The organism is Actinomyces haliotis, from assembly GCF_015355765.1.
In the GTDB taxonomy this organism is placed as follows: domain Bacteria; phylum Actinomycetota; class Actinomycetes; order Actinomycetales; family Actinomycetaceae; genus Actinomyces; species Actinomyces haliotis.
Window position 1 is genome coordinate 25701 of the sequence record NZ_JACWNA010000010.1, and the last position, 20761, is coordinate 46461.

A 20761-nucleotide genomic window follows, 5' to 3' on the forward strand; every position below is an offset into this window, starting at 1 on the left:
CCAGGCTAGGGCAGGCTCCTGGACGAGGGCTGGGCGCCCCCTGTGTCCGCGGGTCGAGAAGGCCGCGGGATGCGACTCAGGCCCAGGTCTCGGCGAGGTGAGAAACCTCGGCGGTGAGGTCGGCCACGGGACGGCCGGTGCTCGCGGCGACGTAGCCGACGACAAAGGCGGTCATGGGCGCTCCGGGCCGGCTCGGACCGTGGGCGACGGTCGAGATGAGGTCGAGGAGGGCGTCGCGGTCGCTGGTCACGACGCTGGGGTCGACGCCGAACTGGTCACAGACGGCGTCGAGCCAGAGATCCATCCGCTCCATCTTGTCCGTCTCATCAGCAGCGGCGTGAGGCACGTTCTCTTCTCCTGTCTGGGGACTCGCGGTGAGGGCGGTCACGATACCGCCTCATCGGCGTGGGCACGCGATCATCCCCGCGGCTCCTCACCTGGCGCGGGGAATGAGCTGACCTCACCGGCGCAGGGGCGTCGCCGTCCTCTCACGAGAGAACGGTGCCGCCCGATCGTGGCCCGACCCGCGGGGTCAAGCCGGACGAGCTGCCACGGAGGCGCGAGGGAGAGATAGGTGTCGACGACGTCCTCGGGCTGCTTCTCGGCGCCGCTGGAGAGCCACGAGTCGATCATGATGATGAGACTCTCTGAGTGCTGAGCGACAGCCATGCGTGTCCAGAGCTCTCCCGGAGGCTCGTCCAGGTGGGTGAGCAGATCGCTGACGAACGCCTCCGAGGCGACCCGAAAACGCGTGCGCAGACGTGCCAGGACGGTTCCGGAACCGGTTTCCGCGAAGACGTGGACGAAGACCTCCTTGCTCTCGGACACCTCACGCAGCAGGTCGACGTAGACCTCACGGGTCCGTTCCTGGAAGTGCTCGGGAGAGTCGGTCAGGACGCTCCCGAGCAGGTCAAGATGCGGGCCGAGTCGTGCGCTCAGGTGGTCGGCGAGGAGGTCCGCCGGCGAGGCGGCATGAGCGTAGAAGCTCGAGCGCGAGACGCCCGCCAGCGCGGTGAGCTCGGAGACAGTGACGCTCTGCGCAGGCCGTTGAGCGGTCAGTCGAAGGAGGGCGTCGAGCAGCGCCTGCCTGGTCCGGAGGTATCGGGGGTCGGTCTCGGTGCTGCGCACGCCGGCTCCTCTCGCTCGGGTCCCATCATGCCCGGGCACCTGCTGTCACCGCGACCTCTTGTCGTACCGAGTGCCAGCCGCCCGCACTGGAAGATTTCCGTGACGCGGCCGTGCGCCAAGTCCGGTCGATGACCACGGACCGAAGCCTCGAGGAGCGGCGCTCCAGCCTCCCTCCCACCCGACCTTTCCGCACCATGACGCTGCCTGGGACGACCGTCCCACACACTGAACGACACTCGTTCGATAGAACTGAGGCACCCAAGGTTCCCCGTTTCGTGAGGAGTCCAGCATGCCAACGTCGGCAGCCTCGAACACCCAGACGACTCGCCCGAGGCCGAGCCGCCGCTCCTTCCTGACCTGGTCCGGCGTGGCCGCCGGCGCCGCCGGCCTCGTCGCCACGACCGACCTCGGCATGCCCGGGACCGGGGCGCCCGCCAGCGCCGCCCAGGTCGAGGGCATGAAGGACGCCGACTCCGTCGCGTGGTCCGCGTGCACGGTCAACTGCGGTTCACGCTGCCCTCTCCGCCTCCAGGTCAAGGACGGCACGGTCGTCCGCGTCCTTCCTGACAACACCGGGGACGACGAGCTCGGCTCACAGCGCGTTCGCGCCTGCGTGCGCGGGCGGTCGATCCGCCACCGCATCTACAACCCTGACCGTCTCAAGCACCCTCTGCGCCGCAAGAAGGGCACCAAGCGCGGTGACGGAGAGTGGGAGGAGATCTCCTGGGACGTGGCCCTCAGCGACATCGCCACCAAGATGAAGGACATCAAGAAGCGCTACGGCAACGAGGCCTTCTACATCAACTACGGGACCGGCACGCTCGGCTCGACCATGGCCTGCTCGTGGCCCCCGGACGAGTCGGCCTTCGCCCGGATGATGAACTGCTGGGGCGGCTACCTCGACCACTACTCGGACTACTCGTCGACGGAGATCACGGCCGCCTATCCGTACTTCTACGGCGAGTGGACCGCCTCCAACTCTCTCGACGACGCCAAGAACGCCAAGCTCCAGGTCTTCTTCGGCAACAACCCGCTCGAGACACGCATGTCGGGTGGCGGTCAGACCTTCATCAGCCAGCAGACCAGGAAGAAGTCGGGCGTCCGCACAATCGTCGTCGATCCCCGCTACTCGGAGACCGCTGCGCTCCTCGCCGACGAGTGGGTCGCCGTGCGCCCTGGCACTGACGCCGCTCTCATCGCGGCGATGATCCACGTCATGCTGGAGGAGGACCTCCACGACCAGGACTTCCTCGACAAGTACTGCGTCGGCTTCGATGAGCAGCACATGCCCGACGGCGCCCCCGCCAACGCCTCCTACCGCTCCTACGTCGAGGGCAAGGGGACCGACGGCGTCGAGAAGACGCCCGAGTGGGCGGCCGACATCACGGGCGTCCCCGCCGACCAGATCCGCCGCCTCGCCCGCGAGATCGCCGGCGCCAAGCCCTGCGCCATCAACCAGGGATGGGGGCCCCAGCGCCACGCCAACGGCGAGAACGAGGCGCGGGCGATCTTCCTGCTCGCCTGCGTCACGGGCAACGTCGGCGTCTCCGGAGGTGGCACGGGCGGCCGCGAGGGCGCACCCGCACTCGGCATCGCGTCCCCCTTCAACACCGGAACGAAGAACGAGCAGCCGCACATCATCTCGGTGTTCTCATGGCTCGACGCCATCGACCACGGCGAGAAGATGACCACCTTCAACGCCGGCGTCTGCGAGAAGCCCGACGTCGGTGTGCGCGCTGCCAAGGTGCCCGTTGACGACGACGGCAAACCGACCAACACCCAGCTGACCGCCCCCATCAAGATGGTGTGGCAGTACTCGGGCAACTCGATCGTCAACCAGACCGGCCAGAACAACAAGTCGGTCGAGATCCTCCAGGACGACACGAAGTGCGAGCTCATCGTCGTCTGCGACATACAGATGACGGTCTCCGCACGCTATGCGGACTACGTGCTGCCGGGTACGTCGGCGGCCGAGGAGTTCGACCTCCACCCCGGCGAGAACGCCGGCCCCATGGCCTACGGGATCATGTCCTCCCAGGCCATCGACCCGCTCTACGAGTGCAAGTCGATCTTCGACATCTGCGGCGAGCTGGCCAAGAAGCTCGGCGTCGACGACGCCTACTACGACGGCAAGGACCGCGAGGGCTGGCTGCGGGCGGCGGTCGACGCCTCGCGCGAGGAGGACCCGGAGCTCCCCACCTACGACGAGTGGAAGAAGATCGGGATGTACCGCCGCAACGCCGGAAGCGTTATCCCGCTCCAGGACTTCCGCAAGGATCCTGACGCCAACCCGATTCCAACGCCTTCAGGCAAGATCGAGATCTACTCCGAGCGCCTGGCCGCCATGGCGGAGAAGTGGACCTGGGATGAGTTCCGTCCCGCTCTCGCCGGTGACGTCCTCACTCCGCTCCCCGAGTACACCGAGACCTGGGAGGGCGCCCTCGAGGCACGGAGGTCGGACAAGTACCCGCTCCAAATCATCGGGCACCACTACCGGCAGCGTACCCACTCCACCTACGGCAACGTCGACTGGATGAAGGAGGCGCACCACCAGTACATCGCCATCAATCCGCTCGACGCGGAGCCGCGTGGCATCAAGGACGGCGACCTCGTCTTCGCCTACAACGACCGCGGGACGATCCGGATGGAGGCCCGCGTCACCGAGCGCATCGTCCCCGGTGTCGTCGACCTACCCCAGGGTGCGTGGTACAAGCCCGTTCCTGCCTCCGAGGTGGCACCGCCCGAGGGAGCCAACCAGGACCTTCCTGTCGACATCAACGGGAGTGTCAACACCCTCACGTCGCTGCACCCCTCGCCCTTGGCCAAGGGCAATGCCGTCCACACCACCACCGTCCAGGTCGTCAAGGCCTGAGGAGGACCGCGATCATGAGCGACAGCACCAAGAACCTCACACGGGCCGGCGCCGACTACGGCTTCTTCTTCGACCAGTCCCTGTGCACTGGTTGTAAGGCATGCCAGGTGGCCTGTAAGGACAAGCACGGCCTTCCGGTCGGCATCACCTGGCGCCGCGTCGTCGAGTACTCGGGCGGATCTTGGCAGACGAGCGGCAACACCTTCAGCCCCAACGTCTTCACCTACTACACCTCGGTGTCCTGCAACCACTGCGAGAACCCGGTGTGCATGGAGGTCTGCCCGACCACCGCCATGTCCAAGCGCGAGGACGGCACGGTCTACGTCGACGAGTCCAAGTGCGTCGGGTGCCGCTACTGCCAGTGGGCCTGCCCCTACGGCGCCCCGCAGCTCGACACCCGCACCGGCCACATGTCCAAGTGCGACCTCTGCTACGACTACCGCGAGACGGGGCAGGACCCCGCCTGCGTCTCCGCCTGCCCATCGCGAGCCCTCGACTGGGGACCGATCGACGAGCTGCGCAAGGCCCACGGCGACACGGACGGCACGACGGCCGGCATCGCCCCCCTGCCCGACCCCTCGATCACCAAGCCCCACCTCGTCATCCACCCGCACCGCGACGCCCAGAAGTGGGACGAGGGAACCGGTGCCATCGCGAACCCCCAGGAGATCTGATGAACGCCGCAGAGCTCCCCATGATCCTGTTCACGGTCCTCGCGCAGATGTCCGTGGGCGCCTTCCTCACGCTCGGCCTCATCCAGGTCTACGGCGCGCTCCGCAAGGACACGTCCGAGACCGTCGACCGGACCACCCGCGCCGCCCTCTTCGCCGTCGGCCCCCTCCTGGTCCTCGGCTTCTTCGCGGCCTTCTTCCACCTCAACGACCCCCTCCACGCGCTCAACACCTTCCGGCACGTCGGGTCGAGCTGGCTGAGCCGGGAGATCCTCTTCGGCGTCCTCTACGGCGCCCTCGGATTCCTCTACACGGCGCTGGAGTGGTTCAGGTGGACCACCCGCCTGGTCCGCCAGGTCGTCGCGACGCTCACCGCGCTCGCCGGCATCGGGCTCCTGATCGCCATGACGAACGTCTACTACTCGGTGCGGACCATTCCCGCCTGGCACACCCCGGCCACGTGGCTGCTCTTCCTCGGCTCCACGCTCCTGACAGGCCCCTTGGCCGTCGGCGTCGCGCTCCTGTTCACCTGGACGCGGCAGACCGTACGTGACACCGAGGGCGCGGACTCCGCCTGGGCGAGGCTCCTCGACGCCCTGCGCCTGACGGTCAAGGAACCGATGGACGTGGCCACGAGCACCCTCATGGCTCGCTCCATCCAGCTCATCGCGGTCATCAGCTCCGTCGCCGGCGTCGTCCTGCTCGTCACCTACCCGGTCCAGCTCCTGCACCTCGCCCGAGGCGCTGACGCCGCGAGCGACCACGTGCTGGCGTCCCTCACCGACGGTCCAGCGCTCACGTGGCGCCTCGTCATCCTGGCCGTCGTCGTCGTGCTCGTACGCTTCGTCGCCTACCAGCGCGCCAAGGACTCCGTGCGTCCCAGCCGCGGCCTGGTGTGGACGATCGCCATCACCTACGTCCTCGCTGTCGCCACCGAGCTGCTCGGACGAGCCATCCACTACGAAGGCCTCTACCACGTCGGGCTCAACACCCTGCAGACCGGACTGGGTGGCTGACGGCCCGTACCCGACCACGGGACTCCGGTGCGCGATCACACCGGAGCCGCGCTCCACGTCCCGAGGAGACCCATGGACCCCGACACGCTCGACCGACTCGCCGCCGCGCTCACAGTCCTCGCCCGGCTGCAGCTCCGTCCCGCCGACGAGACCACCCGCGCCCAGGTGGTGAGCCTCGCCGGCCAGTGGCCTCTCAGCGACGCCGAGCCGGAGACCGCGGAGGCCCGACTCGCCCGGGTGGCGGGCTGGGACCTGCTCATCGGCTCCCAAGGAGCCAGGGAGACCGACGAGGAGGTCCGCCGCGACCAGGACCGTGTCTACGGGATCACGGCACGAGCCGTCGTCCCTCCCTTCGAGTCCGTCCACCGCAATGAGGAGGGGCTCGTCTTCGACGCCGCCACGCTCGAGGTCCGCGGCTACTACGCGCGCGCAGGACTGCGCGCCCCTGAGCTCAACCGAGAGCCCGACGACCATCTCGGCCTCGAGCTCGACTTCCTGGCCCGATGCTGTACGGCCGCACTCGACGCTCTCGACCGCGGCGATGAGGGGGTCGCCGACGCCTATCTCGCGGTCGCACAGGAGTTCGTCCAGCTTCACCTGCTGGCGTGGGCGCCGGCGATCCTCGAGCGGGCGAGGGCGGCGGCCGACACCCGCTGGCTACGCGGGCTCGAGGACCTCACGCTCTCCGCCGTCCTCACCCTCGCCGCGGCGCTCGACGCAGGAGAGGCGCCTCGCGACGACCAAGGCTCGTACACCGTCGTCAGGGCCATGTCCAAGGACTCCGGCAGAACCGACGGGGAGGTGCGGCCATGAGGCAGCCCCCCGCCGGTACTCCTGGACACTCTTTCGACCCCTACACCGCTCCGCCTGCTGATGACCTCGCGGGACGGGCCGTTCGACTGGCCACCGCCTGCGCCGTCGTCTCCCAGCTCCTCGCGAACCCGCCGAGCCCGCTTCTCGCCGAGAACCTCCACGACGGCGCCATGACGGACAGGTGGCCCCTGCGCGACGAGGTCTCGCTGGCCGCCGCGAACGAGCTCGCCGAGGCCGCCCACGAACCGCTGAGGCTCCAGCAGGATGACTGGGACCGCCTCATCGGTCCAGGCTCAGACACACGGCCACTGCTCTCACGGCTCGCGCCCGGCGCGCCGACGCCGCCCCCGAAGGCGCTCGGCGCCCCTGGCACGCCGGGGCACCTGGCGCTCCTGCCCCGGGACCACGCCGCCGTCGTCATGGCCCGTACGGGTTCGATGGCGACCCGGGCAACGGCCCCGTCCGCCACACCGGCGGACACGGCAGCCTTCATCGCCGTCGTACGGACGATGCTTCTGCCCCTGGCCCCTGCTGTCGCCAGCACGCTGCGAGAGGGCGCTAGGTCGAGGGCCTACCGCGCGGTCGCGGGACTGACCCTCGGGATCCGGGATCAGGCGGAGCGCCTCGCGTCCGACGTCAGCCCGTCAGCGGGAGCCTGACCGTGCGCGAGGCCGACGGGGCACCCGCTGGGGCCGTGGCTCCCGATGCCCTGGCACCCCTACCCCGACCTGCTGCCGAGAAGACCGTGCCGGCACCGCCTTCTGCGAAGCCGGCCTCAGGGCTGGCCGACGTCGCTGGCCTGCTGCACTGGATACGAGCCCAGGACCACCCGGGCACAGTGACACTCGCGTGCCGGGACGCCGAGGCCGCGACTCCTGCCCGGGCCGACGTGCTGGTGCGATGGCCTGGCTGCCTCGACGACGACGCCATCGCAGCCGCCCCTCAGATGCTTGCTGAAGGCGCTGAGCGGGTCCTCCTGGCACGGTGCGCGCGTCATGGCGACGCGGGCTCAACCGAGGAGGCGTGGAGGGCCCTCCTGCCTGGGCTGCTCGGGACCGCCGAGACCCCGAGAAGGAGGCTGCGTCACGGCAAGACGCTGCGAGCTGACCATCCGCCGCTGGCACGTCGAGCCCTTGTGGGCGCCGTGCGCCCCGGCCCGCTGGACCTCGGGGCGGACGCGCAGACACGGACCGTCCAGGCGTTGCGGCACCTCGTCTCAGTAGGGCGCGCCCCTGAACCGGACCTCTCCCCGAGGGGCGCTCTGACCTCTCTGGATGGCGCGGGAGCCCACCTGGTCGCCACCGGGTGCACGCTGTGCGGAGCGTGCACGTGGGCCTGTCCATCTCACGCTCTCACCATGGTCACGGGCGAGGCACACAGCGCAGGGCTGGTCCACGCAGTCGCCGACTGCCGGGCGTGCCGGTCGTGCCTGAGCGCCTGTCCGGTTGACGCGCTCCGGGTCTCGGGAGGAATGACGCTGGCCGAGGCCTGGCGAGCCGACTCCGTCCTCCTCGCAGCCGCCGCCACGCGCCGCTGCGAGCGCTGCCTCGACGCCTACCCGGACGACGGCGAGGCACTGTGCCCCCTGTGCCGAGCGCAAGCCCGATCCCCCTTCCCGACGGAGGTGCCTCCTGAGGCCGCGTCACGACTCCCGCCCGACGTCCTCGCCGCGATACGCCGCTCGCGTGGCCTCGACTGACCTCAGGCACCGGGCTCATGCCTCTGACTCAACGGACGAAGCCCCTGGAACCTTGTGGGTTCCAGGGGCTTTCGCGGTGGCTCCGACCGGCGTCGATCCGGTGACCTTTCGATTTTCAGTCGAACGCTCTACCAACTGAGCTACAGAGCCTTTGGATGGGTTCGGCCCGGTCATTGCTGACCGGGCCGAACCACTTCCGCGACCTCGACGGGACTTGAACCCGCGACCTCCGCCGTGACAGGGCGGCGCGCTAACCAACTGCGCCACGAGGCCTCGTTCGGCACGAAGCCTGACTCTACACGAGCCGTTTCCACTCGCACGAGTCCGTACCCCCAACGGGATTCGAACCCGTGCTACCGCCGTGAAAGGGCGGGGTCCTAGGCCGCTAGACGATGGGGGCCTGTTGCCCTTGGCGTCGTCGCGCCTCGAACCGGGTAGAACACTAAGGGGCGATTCTCGCCGGACGCAAATCGTCCGGGCGTGACCCTCCTCACCGCGACCTTGCCCTGGAATCACGCCGCTGTGGCAGGCTGCCCCCATGAGCCCCGTGCACCTGAGCCCCGAGGACTTCGAGGCCGCCGTCGACGACGCCCTCGACGCCATCCCGGAGGACCTCGCCTCGCGCATGGACAACGTCGTCGTCCTCGTCGAGGAGGAGCCCGAGGCCGAGCTGCTCACGCCGGACGACCACGACGAGGACGGGCTGCCCACTCTCCTGGGGCTCTACGACGGCGTCCCCCTCACCGAGCGCGACGAGGGCTGGAACCTCGTCCTGCCGGACCGGATCCTCATCTTCAAGGGACCGCTCGAGCGCTGGTGCCGCACCCGGGGGGAGCTCGTCGACGAGATCACCGTGACGGTCCTGCACGAGGTCGGCCACCACTTCGGCATCCCGGACGAGCGGCTCCACGAGCTCGGCTGGGAGTGAGGACGCAGCCGCCGTCGCCGCCCCCGTCCGTCCAGCCGGGTCACGAACGGGCGACAAGACGCGCCCGGCTCCTGGCCGCCCTGCGGCCCGTCGGTAGGGTCGCGAGCATGACCCCTCCCCTTCCCGGTCGCCCCCTGCGCCGTCGCTCCGTCCTCCTGGGCGCCGTCACCGCCGCCGCCCTGGCCGGCTGCGGCTCCACGGACGCGGCGTCCTCCGCCAGCGCCGCCGCCGCCGGCACGCCGTCGCCGACCGGCAGCGCGACGCCGTCGGCGAGCCCCTCCCCCAGCGCGAGCGCGACGCCGTCCGCCTCGCCCTCGGCGAGCGCCGCGGCGTCCGCGTCGGCAGCCGGGACCGCGGCCGGCGTGTCCCTGGACGGCTGGACTCTCGAGCAGAAGGTCGGACAGCTCCTGATGGTCGGCGTCGACGCCGGCTCGACGACGGCTCCGTCGCGCTACGTCACCGAGCTCCACGTCGGCGGGGTCTTCCTCTCGGGGCGTTCCAGCCGCGGCGCCTCCGGGGTCAGGACGCTCGTCGACTCCCTCCAGGCCCTCGTGAGCGAGGAGTCGACGCACGGCTCCAGGCTGCTCGTGAGCACCGACCAGGAGGGCGGCAACGTCCAGGTCCTCTCCGGCGCCGGCTTCTCCACGATGCCGACCGCACTGTCCCAGGCCTCCTCGGGGGCCGAGGCGCTCAAGGCCTCCGCGACGACCTGGGGCGCCGAGCTCGCCTCCGCCGGCGTCACGATGAACCTCGCCCCCGACGCGGACCTTGTCGACGTCGCTGTCCCGACGTCGAACGCCCCCATCGGGCAGTGGAAGCGGGAGTACGGGCACGACGCCGCCACCGTCACGGCCTGCGCAGGCGCCTTCGCCGCAGGGATGGGGGCCTCCGGCGTCATCCCGACCTTCAAGCACTTCCCCGGGCTCGGTCGCGTCACGCAGAACACCGACACGTCCTCGGGCGTCACGGACACGGTCACCGCCCGCGACGACGCCGCCGTCGGGATCTTCCGGGACCTCATCGCCCAAGGGACCTGCGCCGTCATGGCGTCCTCCGCGGACTACTCCCTCATCGACGCCGACACCCCGGCCTGCTTCTCCTCCGTCGTCATCACCGACCTCCTGCGCGGGGACCTGGGCTTCCAGGGCGTCGTCATCACCGACGACGTCGCCGCCGCCGTCCAGGTGAGCGGGTGGACGCCCGGTGACCGCGCCGTCAGCGCCGTCAAGGCGGGCTGCGACATCGTCCTCGCCTCCGCCGACGCGTCCGTCGCCGACGAGATGGTCGCGGCGCTCCTCGAGGAGGCGAGGGCGGACGAGGCCTTCGCCGCCCAGGTCGACACCTCCGTCCAGCGGATCCTGGCCCTCAAGGCCACGCTCGCCTGAGTCGTCGCGCCGCCCGGTGCGTCGCGGCTGCGAGCCCGCGTTCGCGCGCGGGCGCCAGCTCCCGGCACCGCCCACGGGCCGCCGCCACTCCCACCACCCGGACGACGCGGAGGGCGCCGCACGGCAGTCCGTGCGGCGCCCTCCGCGTACCCGGCCGCTGCGGCCGACGGGCCGGCGTGCCAGAGCGCCGTCAGTCGCGCTGCTTCGTGGAGCCCTTCGGGGTGCCGTTGGGGTCGAGGTACTTCGCGAAGCAGGAGTCCGTCGGAATGTCCCGGGAGTCGCACCAGGAGTTCGCGAAGATCGCGTCCGAGCTGCCGTCGTTGATGACGGTGACCCACCAGTGGCCGCCCGCGTCGAAGACGGACCACTCGTCGGAGTTGAGGAGGAGGGCGTCCCCGTACGTGGACTTCGAGTTGAAGAAGTCCTCGAGGGTGGAGCGGTTGTCATAGGTCTTGCCGTCGGCCTCGAGCCCCGGCTTCTTCGAGGAGATCTGCGGGACCCACTTGCCGTTGAGGTCGTTCATGGCCGTCGACTTGTCCTTGGCGGCCTCCCAGGTCAGGCCTGCGGCGGCGGCGTCCTCGGCGGCCTTGGCGTCGCCGTCGGTGGCGGTCACCGTGACGGTGCCGTGGGCGTCGGTCGCCTTGGCGTCCTTCTGGCCGCTCTTGCGGTCGAGCTTGGGCTTGACGTCGAGGTGCGAGACGGAGAGGTCGTCGGCCATGCGGAAGTACTGGCCCTGGTTGAACTTGAGGGTCATCTCGGTGCCGTTCCCTGAGACGATAACCGGGTCCTTGGAAAGGTCGAGGTTGCCGAGGGCGACGACGGCGTCGTTCTTCCCGGAGCCGTCCGTGGAGGACGGGGCGTACACGACGACGGAGCTGCCTGAGCCGGCGAGGACGTCCCCGCCGGAGCAGGTGGCGGTCACCTTGACGGTGATGGAGAGGCTGACGGCGTCACCGGAGACGGAGGTCGGCTTGAGCTCGGGGTCCTTGTCGCAGGCGGTCACCTGGCCGGAGGCGGCGGCGCTCGCCGAGGCGCCGGAGGAGGCCGCTGCGGAGGCACCCGAGGAGGCGCCGGCGGTCGCGGCGTCCGTGGCAGCGGCGGTCGAGGCGGCGTCGGCGGAGCCGGAGCCGCGACCCTTGGCCATCCACCAGGCGCCGCCGCCGACGAGGACGAGGACGAGCACGAGGAGGGCGGCGATGAGGCCGTGGTGACCGCCCTTGCCCGTGGACCGCGGCTCGAGCGGCTGAAGGGGCGGGGCGCCCGCGGCGGAGGCTGCGACGGGTGCGGAGGCACCGGCACCGGCACCGGCCGCAGCACCGGTGACACCGGCCCAGGCACCCGCGGCCGGCGCCGAGGCGGCGTACGGGGCCGAGGAGGCGGAGGGGTCCTGCTGCCAGGCGGCCGGCGCCGAGGCGGCGTACGGGGCCGAGGCGGCGGAGGCCGCGGAGGCCTGCGAGGCCGCACCGGCCTCCCAGGCGGTGGCCGCCGAGGGGCCGGTCGCCGCCGGCCCGGACGGGGCGTAGGGCTGCTGGGGCTGCTGCGTCTGCCAGTCGGCCGTCGGCACGGGCTGCTGGGGCTGGGCGGGCTGGTACTGGCCGGGCTGCGTCTGCTGCGGGGACGGCGCGGGCTGGACCGGCTGCGCGCCCTGCGCCGCCCGGGCGTCACGGGCGGCGAGCGCGGCCCCGACCTCGGGGTTCTGGAGGCTGTCGAGCCAGGCGAGCAGGTCCGGGTAGGTCGCCGGGTTCGAGGCGAGTGCGGCGTGGAGGTCCGGCCTGCTGGCGGCGATGGCCGCCTGGAGCTGAGTGTCGGTCGTCTGGGAGGCGAGGGCGGCGTCCGCCTGGCGGGCCATCGCCTCGAGCTGTACGGGATCCATCCGGAGCCCTTCCGGGAGAGGGTTGAGTCGTGCGGGACCGCGGGGAACGGGCCCTTCCTGGACCCTAGCGAGCGGCGCGCCAGGACGCCTCAGGACGCTGTCACGGAAGCGTCTCATCTCACCGTTCGGGCACCTGCCGACGCCGTCGCCCCGTCGGTAGCCTCAACGCACCATGCCCTCGTCCTCCCGCCGGTCCCCCTGCGACCTTCCTGCCCACCGCGGACTCCCCCGTCCCGCAGCCGCCCACGAGCTCGGGCGCGGCGCTCATGCGGTGGATCCTGCGGCGCGCCGCCGTGCCGCTCACGATCGCCTCGCTGGCGGCGATCGTCTCCCAGACGATCCAGGCGATCGTCCCCGCCTTTCTCGGCGCCGCCCTCGACGCGGGCATCGAGAACGGCCTCAACGGGCGCGTGTGGGCTATCGGCCTGGGTCTGCTGGCGCTCTTCGTCGTCTACGCCGTCGGCGACACCATGAACTCCTACTTCGGGGTCATGTCCTGGATGCGCGTCAACTTCGACGTCGACCGCCTCGTGGGCCGCCAGGTCTCCTCGACCGGCTCGGACCTGGGCCGCCAGGTCTCCACCGGCGAGGTCGCCTCGATCGTCGCCTCCGACGCCCAGTACGTCGGCAACTTCGTCGAGCGCCTCTCCTCGCTGGCCGGCGCGGTCATCTCCTTCATCATCGTCGCCGTCCTCATGCTGCGGACCTCCGTGACGCTCGGCATCATCGTGCTGGTCGGCATGCCGATCGTCTCCTGGATCATCACCCTCGTCATCAAGCCGCTGCAGAAGCGCCAGGCGCACCAGCGCGCGGCCCAGTCCGAGGTCACGACCATCACGACGGACACCGTCGCCGGCCTGCGCATCCTGCGCGGCATCGGCGGCGAGGACGTCTTCGCCCAGCGCTACCGGGACGCCTCGCAGGAGCTGCGGCGTCGTGGAGTCGTCGTCGCCGGCACCCAGTCCGTCCTCATGAGCCTCCAGGTGCTGCTGCCCGGCCTGTTCGTCGCCGTCGTCGTGTGGGCCGCAGCGCGCATGGCGATCACGGGGGCGATCACGCCAGGCGACCTCGTCACCTTCTACGGCTACACCGCCTACCTGTCCTGGCCGCTCATGGTCTTCTCCAACTCGGTGCAGGACTACACGCGCGCCACGGTCGGCGTGCGCCGCCTGCGCCGCCTGCTCACGGTGACGCCGAAGTCGGGCACTCCCGACGAGCGACGCGTCCTCAACCCCCTGCACGGCGAGCGCCTCGAGGGCGAGCTCGTCGACGAGGCCTCCGGGCTGCGCGTCGCCCCGGGGCGCCTCACCGCCCTCGTCGCCGCGGACCCGGACGTCTCCGCCGCCCTGGCCACGCGCCTGGGCCGCTTCGACGACGCCGGTCCCGTCGTCACGCTCGCGAACCGGCCACTGACCGGGATGCCGCTGGAGGACGTGCGCGCGAGCGTCGTCGTCTCCGGGGCGACGGCCCAGCTGTTCACCGGGACGCTGCGCGAGGCCCTCGACCCGCTGCGCGCCCCGGCGCCGACACCGGTGGGGGTCCACGCCCTCGTCGAGGCCGAGGAGGAGCGCTCCGGCGTGGCCGCCGTCGACCAGAACGTGCGCGAGGCCGCCGAGCACCTGCCCGGCGACAACCGCCTCCTCGCCGCCATCGAGGTGGCCGACGCCCACGACGTGCTCTCCTCGCTCGACCTCGGGCTCGCCGGGATGATCACCGAGAAGGGGCGTTCTCTCTCTGGCGGTCAGCGGCAGCGCGTGTCGCTGGCCCGTGCGCTGCTCACCGAGGCGCCGACGCTCGTCCTCGTCGAGCCCACGAGCGCCCTCGACTCCCACACGGAGTCGAGGGTGGCGCACCGGGTGCGCGACGCACGGCGCGGCCGGACGACGGTGCTCGTCACGGAGTCGCCGCTCGTGCTCGAGGTGGCCGACGAGGTCGTGCTGCTCGACGCCGAGGGCCGCGAGCGCGTGCGCTCGACGCACCGTGACCTGCTGGACCGCGCCCGCGCCGGGGAGCCCGACGCGCTGGCCTACCGGGCCGTCGTCGCCCGGGCTCTTGGCGAGGCTGCGCCGGAGGCGCAGCCGGGTGCGGGCACGGCGCACAGCACCAGTGAGGAGGCACCCCCGGTGCCGACGGGCGCGGGCACCGCGCAGAACGACAGCGATCCTGCACCCACAGGTTCCGCCGCCGACGTCGTCGACGACGGCACCGAGGAGGTGGCCCGCTGATGGCACTGCCTCTCGCCCCCGGCAAGGTCGCGATGCGCAAGACCTTCGGGATCATGGCCTCGTACCGGATGCGCTTCGTGTGGGTCCTGGTCCTCCAGATCCTCGCGGTCCTCGCGCCGCTCGTCGCGCCCCAGCTCCTCGGTCAGCTCGTCACGCGCGTCTCCACGGGTCGCGCGACGGCCGGCTACGTGGACCGCGTCGTCCTCGTCATCGTCGTCGTCACGATCATCGGCGCGACGATCAACCGCTTCGCCCAGATGTACGCGCGCACGCTCGGCGAGTCCGTCTTCGCGGACCTGCGCGAGCGGATGATGAACCGCGTCGTGCACCTGCCGCTCTCCGCCGTCGAGACCGCTGGCACGGGCGACCTCGTCGGGCGCACGACCAACGACGTCTCCCGCATCGAGTTCCTCGTGCGCGTCGGCATCCCGCAGATCATGGTGTGCACGGTGACGATCGTCTTCACCATCGTCGCGGCGGCCTTCTCAGACTGGGTCCTGGCCCTCGGGCTGCTCGTCGTGCTGCCGCCGGTGTGGGCGATGATGAGCTGGTACCTGCCGATCTCCGTGCCCGCGTACCGCGCGAACTCCGCCGCCTACGCGCGCCTCAACGGCGTCGTCTCCGAGACGGTCGAGCACGCGGAGACGGTCGACGCCCTCGGCATCGGCGGGCACCGCGAGGACTCCATCCACGCCTCGGTCAAGGAGGCGTGGAGCCTCGAGCAGTACACGGCCCGCCTGCGCGTGCGCCTGTTCATGGTGCTGGACGTCGCCTGGCGCGCGCCCGTCGTCGTCATCCTCCTGTGGGGCGGCTTCCTCGCGGGGCACGGCTGGGCGAGCCTCGGCGCGATCACGACCGTCACCCTCTACGCGATGGAGCTGCGCAAGCCCATCGGCCAGCTCATGTTCTGGATCGACCAGGTCCAGGTGGCGCAGGCCTCCCTGTCCCGCATCCTCGGCGTCGAGGAGGTCCCCTCCGACCGCACGCCGACCGGTGCCGTCCCCGACGGGCGGCAGGTCGTCCTGTCCGACGTGCGCTTCGCGTACCGCGAGGGCGTCGAGGTGCTCCACGGCATCGACCTCGAGCTCACCCCGGGCGAGCGGCTCGCCGTCGTCGGGCCCTCCGGCTCGGGGAAGTCGACGCTGGGGCGGATGCTCGCCGGCATCAACCCTCCGACGTCGGGCTCGGTGACGGTGGGTGGCGTGCCGCTCACGGACCTCACCGAGGAGGAGCTGCGCCGTCACGTGGCGCTCGTGACGCAGGAGCACCACGTCTTCGTCGGCACGATCGCGGACAACGTGCGCCTCGCGCGGCCTGAGGCAGATGAGGTGACGATCCGCGGCGCCATCGAGGCGATCGGCGCGAACGCGTGGGTCGACGAGCTGGCCGAGGGCATGGACACGATGGTCGGCTCGGGGCACCTCATGCTCTCCCCGGCGCAGGCACAGGAGGTGGCGCTCGCGCGGCTGGTCCTGCTGGACCCGCACACGCTCATCCTCGACGAGGCGACCTCGCTGCTGGACCCGCACGCGGCTCGCACGCTCGAGCAGACGCTGTCGACGGCGCTGGCGGGGCGCACCGTCATCGAGGTGGCGCACCGCCTGTACACGGCGCAGGACGCGGACCGGGTCGCCGTCGTCATGGACGGCCGGATCGTTGAGCTGGGGACGCACGACGAGCTCGTGGCCCTCGGCGGCGAGTACGCGAGCCTGTGGGAGGCGTGGAGCCAGGAGTAGCCCCGGCCCGTCCCTCCCTCCCAGCCCTCTTCACGCCTCTGCACGCGGTTTGGACCACCTGCGTGATTCCGGACCTCGTCAGCCATTGGCTGGGGTGGTCCGGAATCACGCAGGTGGTCCGCTTCGTCGGCCTCACCCGAGTACTGGGGCTGGCAAGGCGCTCGGCTCACCGGCGAGGGAGGACGCCGACGTCGGCGAGGGCCCGCAGCATTCCCGCCTCCCCCAGGGCGTCCTTCCACGTCCACCGAGTCACTCTCATCCCGGTAGCGCGTTCGATCGCGTGCTCCCGACGGCGCTCCTCGAGCACGATCTGGTCCACCGAGCGACCAGTCAGCGCACGCGTGTACTTGATGGCGCCGTCGAACTCACCGATGACACCGAGCTCGGGCCACATGAAGTCGACGCGGCCGAGGAGTCGATCTGTCCGGTCATGCACCTCGACCTGCAGGCTCGGCAGCGGGAGGCGGCGCTGCACCATGACCGCCCGCGACAGGCTCTCACCAGGCGACTCCGCCAACGGGTCCGCGAGATCGATCGCGTACCGCAGGCGGGCGTTGCCGTGCGCGGACGGGTGGGACTGCGCCAGCTCGGTCAGCTTCTCGCGATGCACGGTCCCGGCACGCAGGACGGCGTCGAGCCCCGCGAGGGTCGAGGACAGGGACCGTCGTCGTCCGAGGTCGATGAGGGTCTGGGCAGGGGTGGACACCAGGACACCGTCGAGGCGGGTCGTCTCGTAGTCCTCCGGGGCACGGAGGGTCCGGACTCCGTGCGTGCTCCGACCGCCACTACGACCTGGACGAACCAGCTGGACACGCTCGGGGATCGGCCCGATGAGCGGGATCCCGTGGAGCAGGGCAGCGGACTCCCTGGCGAGCACGGCGCCGTCGCCGAGCATGCCCGTCAGCGTGACGGCGAGCACCGAGAGGAGATGACGCTGCCCTGACGTGAGTAGACGAAGGTCTTCCGTGCGCGCGTAGGCGCCGCGGCACAGTCGGACGAGCTCGCCCCTAGCGGCTCTGCGCGAGAGCAGGTCGGGGCGCTCTCCCGCGGCGGCGAGCTCGCGTGTGAGCAGGATCGGAGCTGGTGGGGTTCGCACACCTACAGGCTGATGGGACGGACGCCATGGCGGCGGTGTGCCTCTGGACAGCCCGACGTACGCCCCACACGGCGGCGCCTGTGGAGCCCGGACTGTCTCCAGAGCGGACCATCAAGCGAGGTTTGGACCACCAAGCCGAGTGCGGACCACCCAAGCCATTGGCTCAGGTGGTCCGCACTCAGGAAGGTGGTCCAAACCCCGGGAGGACCTCAATCCACCGGGGCGAGGGCGTCGCGCCCGTCGGACTGGCGCTCCACCTTGTAGGCGAGCGAGGCGTTGACCCGGCCCCTCGTCATCGCGGGGGAGTCGGCCGATCGCTGGTAGAAGACGTTGGCGCCCTTGCGCAGCGCCAGCTCGTCGGCGCCGTCGCCGTCCCAGTCGCCCACGAAGACCTCGTGGTTGACCTTGCCGAGCGTCACCCGCGCCCACACGGCCGAGTCCTCAGCGTTCTCCGCGTAGAACGTGACCGTGTCCCCGGAGCGCAGCGCGTAGGTGACGACGCCGTCGCCGTCCCAGTCGCCCTGGAGCACCTCGCCCTTGCCGGAGGCCGCGGCGGCCGCGACGTCAGCGGGCATGACGGGCTCGGTCGCGAGCCTCAGCCCCACCTTGACCGGGTCGTGGTCGCTGGCACGGTACGGGTTCCCCGCCCAGAGCTGCGTCACGTTGTCGTTCTCGCGCGAGTACTCGAAGGCGATGGACTCGTCCGCGTTGACGTCCCAGACCTTGCCGCCGGTCACGAGGGCCGCGGCCTTGTCATTGAGGAGGACGTGGTCGAGGGAGCCGATGCGGCCGTCGAACTGGTAGGACTTGCCGACGCTGCCGCCCTGCTCGGCGACGACGGCGTCGATGAGGCGGTACCCGGCGGACTCGATCGTCGTGATCGGGTCCTCCTTCGAGTAGGAGTTGAAGTCGCCGAGGATGACGGTCGGCAGGTCGGACCACTGCGCGGCGAAGGCGGTGAGGGCCTTGGCCTGGAGGACGCGCTGGGCGTTGTTGGCGCCCTGGCCGTCGCCGGAGTCGGCGTTGCCCTCACCGGAGAGCACGGAGCCCTTCGACTTGAAGTGGTTCGTGATGACGACGAAGTGCTGCGAGTCGTCGGCCCCGACGGCCTTGAAGGCCTGGGCGAGCGGCTGGCGCGCGGTGCCGTTGAAGGCGGCGTCGTCGAGGATCGAGGACTCGCCGACGGTCGTCACGAGGGCCGGCTGGTAGATGAAGGCGTTGCGGATGACGTCCTCGTCGGCGAGCGCGGGGCGCGTGGTAGGGGAGGGGACGTAGGTCCACTTGGTCTCGCCGGCGGCGGCGTTGAGCGCGTCGACGAGCTGGGCGAGGGAGGCGTCGCGGTCGTGGCCGAACTTGGCGGAGTTCTCGATCTCCTCGAGGCCGACGACGCTGGCGTCGAGCTCGTTGATGGCCGCGACGATCTTGGCCTGCTGGTGCTCGAAGGCGATGGGCGTGTAGGCGCCGCGCACCTCGCAGGACTTGGCGGTCACGGGGTTGCCGTCCTTGTCCTCGTACGCCGAGCAGCCGGTCTCGTCCTGGCCCAGGTCGGTGAAGTAGTTGAGGACGTTGAAGGAGGCGACCGACGCGGTGTCGCCGACCTGCGGGGCCGCGGTGCGCGTGTTCTCCCAGGTGACGGGCGAGTTCGTGGTGCCGTTGACCTGGGCCTGGGGCTGGAGGTTCCAGCCGAAGCGGTAGTCGAGGACGACGTCCTTGGTGAAGGTGACGGCGGCGCCGGCGCGGACCGGGTCGTCGGCGACGAGGTAGGGCAGCGGCTGGGCCTGGGCGGTCTTGCTGGACGTGTAGTTCCAGGAGGAGCCGTCGTCGAGGTTGATCTCCTTGGCGGCGTTGGAGGCCTCGTAGGCGGTGGCCTCGGCGCCGGGGGCGACGACGTCGGTCGCGTTGTAGAGGGGCTCGTCGCCGACGGCGAGGCCGAGCTGGCCGTACTGGTTCGTCGAGTAGTTGTCGGTGACGGTCCAGCTGCCGGTGAGGCGCAGGAGCATGCCCTCGTAGGGCTCCTTGTCCGCGTCGGTCGGGATCCAGGAGCTCTCGCTGATCTCGACGGGGGTGGCGGGGGCGCAGTCGGCGACGGCGGTGCGGGCGCTCACCTTGGACAGCTGGGTGAGCCCGTTGTACTCGCCGGCGGTGCCGGTGACGTCGAGGCAGTCGCCGACGGCGAGGGAGGCCGCGCCGTCGCCGTCGTAGACGAAGAGGCCGTCGGAGGCGTCGCCGGGCTTCTTGGCGGTGCCGCTGCCGGGGGTCTGGATGTAGTAGCCGGAGAAGCCGCCGGTGGCGTAGACGGCGGTGACGACGCCCCGGGTGGTGACGGTCTGCCCGGCCAGAGCTGTGGAGTCGCCGGTGCCCTGGATGTCGGCGATCGAGACGGTGCTCGCCGTCGGGGTCGCGGTCGGAACGGAAGTCGGCTCAGCGGTCGGCTCGGCCGTCGGCGACGTGCTCGGCTCGGCCGTGGGCTCGGGGTTCGGAGTGGTCCCGGAGCCGGTCGGCGTCGGGGCGCCCGCCGTGAAGTCGGCGGCGTTGTCGTCGGTGTCCGTGCCGGAGGCGGCGCGCTGGAGGGACTCCGCGGTGCTGCCGGCGGCCTGGGCGGCGGTGCCCTCGTAGGAGGCGGCGCTCCCCCAGCCGAGGAGGTCGACGACGTCCGCGTCCGCCGTGGAGGTGCCGCTCGGGAAGGTGCGGGCGGTGGTGCCGCGGACGATGGCGAGGGTGCCGGAGGCGGCGGCCGGGTTGACGGCGGCGCAGGCCTCGTCGCCCGTGAGCGCCGCGCCGTTCGAGCCGTTGGAGCCGCCGATGACGAGGAAGGTCCCGCCGGCCTCGACGGTGCCGGTGAGGGCGCAGGTCGCCGAGGCCGCGCCGCCGGGGGCGGACACGTACTGGAGGGACAGGCCCTCGAGGCTGACGGCGGAGCCGGTCGGGTTGAGGATCTCGACGAACTTCTGCTGGTAGGAGGCGCCGGTGGAGCCTCCGCGCGTGTAGGCCTCGGAGATGACGAGGCCGGAGCCGTCGGTGGCGGCGTGGGCCGGCGCCGGGGCGGCGAGCCCGGTGAGGGCCAGCGCGAGGGCTCCGGTGAGCGAGAGGGCGGCGGTCGCGCGGCCGCCTGGGACGTGACGGGACATGTCTCTCCTGGTGGGACGAGCGCGACCGGTGCACTGGGGCGGTCGGGTGGACCGCTGTGCGGGCGGGGGGGTGCCCCTATGTTGTTGGTCAAGCGGCAGCGGGTAGCTGGTGGGTTGGTTGGGGGTCGTAGAGGGCGCCGTCTCGGATCATGGCGTGCAGGGTGAGGATGCGGCGGTGGGCCAGGGCGATG

15 protein-coding genes, 3 tRNA genes and 1 pseudogene are annotated in these 20761 nt (G+C 71.2%); 11 read left to right on the top strand and 8 right to left on the bottom strand.

From position 1 onward, the window contains the following. Positions 1-76: 76 nt before the first annotated feature. Positions 77-346, bottom strand: a complete 270-nt coding sequence (locus IXW69_RS06560; RefSeq protein WP_323745213.1) for a DUF6457 domain-containing protein — start codon at positions 344-346, stop codon at positions 77-79. A 71-nt stretch (positions 347-417) separates the two neighbouring features. Then, positions 418-1128 (bottom strand): TetR/AcrR family transcriptional regulator, encoded by a 711-nt coding sequence (locus IXW69_RS06565; protein ID WP_194785563.1) that lies wholly within the window; start codon positions 1126-1128, stop codon positions 418-420. 289 nt (positions 1129-1417) lie between these two features. On the opposite strand from IXW69_RS06565, the gene IXW69_RS06570 reads away from it, so the two are divergent. The 7 genes and pseudogenes from IXW69_RS06570 to IXW69_RS11610 all read left to right on the top strand — a co-directional run bounded on the left by IXW69_RS06570 (position 1418) and on the right by IXW69_RS11610 (position 8199). Beyond that, positions 1418-4000, top strand: a complete 2583-nt coding sequence (locus tag IXW69_RS06570; RefSeq protein WP_194785564.1) for a DMSO/selenate family reductase complex A subunit — start codon at positions 1418-1420, stop codon at positions 3998-4000. Between the two features lie 14 nt (positions 4001-4014). After that, positions 4015-4674 carry a DMSO/selenate family reductase complex B subunit gene (locus tag IXW69_RS06575; protein ID WP_194785565.1) on the top strand — a complete coding sequence of 220 codons (660 nt, stop codon included), beginning with the start codon at positions 4015-4017 and terminating at the stop codon, positions 4672-4674. Continuing rightward, the gene (locus IXW69_RS06580) at positions 4674-5687 is read left to right on the top strand and encodes a dimethyl sulfoxide reductase anchor subunit family protein (RefSeq protein WP_194785566.1); all 1014 of its coding nucleotides are present in this window, start codon (positions 4674-4676) and stop codon (positions 5685-5687) included. The genes IXW69_RS06575 and IXW69_RS06580 overlap by 1 nt, the downstream gene beginning before the upstream one ends. Positions 5688-5759: 72 nt before the next feature. Continuing rightward, complete coding sequence (locus IXW69_RS06585) at positions 5760-6500, top strand: TorD/DmsD family molecular chaperone (RefSeq protein ID WP_194785567.1); 741 nt, start codon at positions 5760-5762, stop codon at positions 6498-6500. Further along, positions 6497-7159: a hypothetical protein gene (locus IXW69_RS06590; protein ID WP_194785568.1), complete on the top strand. Its 663-nt coding sequence runs from the start codon at positions 6497-6499 to the stop codon at positions 7157-7159. Before IXW69_RS06585 ends, IXW69_RS06590 begins: the two co-directional genes overlap by 4 nt. Before the next feature lie 287 nt (positions 7160-7446). Continuing rightward, positions 7447-7941 (top strand): annotated as a pseudogene (locus IXW69_RS12190) (4Fe-4S dicluster domain-containing protein); the annotation flags it as partial. Positions 7942-7971: 30 nt separating this feature from the next. Then, entirely contained in the window at positions 7972-8199 is a 228-nt protein-coding gene (locus tag IXW69_RS11610; RefSeq protein ID WP_228524968.1) for a hypothetical protein, read from the top strand. Between the two features lie 77 nt (positions 8200-8276). Here the strand turns inward: IXW69_RS11610 and IXW69_RS06600 are convergent. The 3 genes from IXW69_RS06600 to IXW69_RS06610 form a co-directional block, all read right to left on the bottom strand. Beyond that, positions 8277-8349: transfer RNA gene (locus IXW69_RS06600), tRNA-Phe, on the bottom strand. Positions 8350-8398: 49 nt separating this feature from the next. Next, a tRNA-Asp gene (locus IXW69_RS06605) sits at positions 8399-8472 on the bottom strand. Positions 8473-8526: 54 nt separating this feature from the next. Beyond that, positions 8527-8599, bottom strand: a tRNA-Glu gene (locus tag IXW69_RS06610). Positions 8600-8737: 138 nt separating this feature from the next. Between IXW69_RS06610 and IXW69_RS06615 the strand changes: the two genes are divergently transcribed. Both IXW69_RS06615 and IXW69_RS06620 read left to right on the top strand, forming a co-directional pair. Continuing rightward, positions 8738-9127: a metallopeptidase family protein gene (locus IXW69_RS06615; protein WP_194785570.1), complete on the top strand. Its 390-nt coding sequence runs from the start codon at positions 8738-8740 to the stop codon at positions 9125-9127. 107 nt (positions 9128-9234) lie between these two features. Then, on the top strand, positions 9235-10512 hold the full coding sequence (locus tag IXW69_RS06620; RefSeq protein ID WP_194785571.1) for a glycoside hydrolase family 3 protein: 1278 nt from the start codon (positions 9235-9237) through the stop codon (positions 10510-10512). A 190-nt stretch (positions 10513-10702) separates the two neighbouring features. Here IXW69_RS06620 and IXW69_RS06625 read toward each other — a convergent pair whose 3' ends face one another. Next, positions 10703-12385 carry a variant leucine-rich repeat-containing protein gene (locus IXW69_RS06625; protein ID WP_194785572.1) on the bottom strand — a complete coding sequence of 561 codons (1683 nt, stop codon included), beginning with the start codon at positions 12383-12385 and terminating at the stop codon, positions 10703-10705. Positions 12386-12651: 266 nt separating this feature from the next. Between IXW69_RS06625 and IXW69_RS06630 the strand changes: the two genes are divergently transcribed. Then, entirely contained in the window at positions 12652-14610 is a 1959-nt protein-coding gene (locus tag IXW69_RS06630; protein WP_194785573.1) for an ABC transporter ATP-binding protein, read from the top strand. Continuing rightward, positions 14610-16346 (top strand): ABC transporter ATP-binding protein, encoded by a 1737-nt coding sequence (locus tag IXW69_RS06635; protein ID WP_194785574.1) that lies wholly within the window; start codon positions 14610-14612, stop codon positions 16344-16346. Before IXW69_RS06630 ends, IXW69_RS06635 begins: the two co-directional genes overlap by 1 nt. Before the next feature lie 166 nt (positions 16347-16512). On the opposite strand, the gene IXW69_RS06640 is transcribed toward IXW69_RS06635, so the two are convergent. Beyond that, positions 16513-17442 (bottom strand): type IV toxin-antitoxin system AbiEi family antitoxin domain-containing protein, encoded by a 930-nt coding sequence (locus tag IXW69_RS06640; protein WP_194785575.1) that lies wholly within the window; start codon positions 17440-17442, stop codon positions 16513-16515. A gap of 209 nt (positions 17443-17651) precedes the next feature. Continuing rightward, positions 17652-20570, bottom strand: coding sequence for an ExeM/NucH family extracellular endonuclease (locus IXW69_RS06645; protein ID WP_194785576.1), 2919 nt, complete (start codon positions 20568-20570; stop codon positions 17652-17654). Positions 20571-20761: the final 191 nt, after the last annotated feature.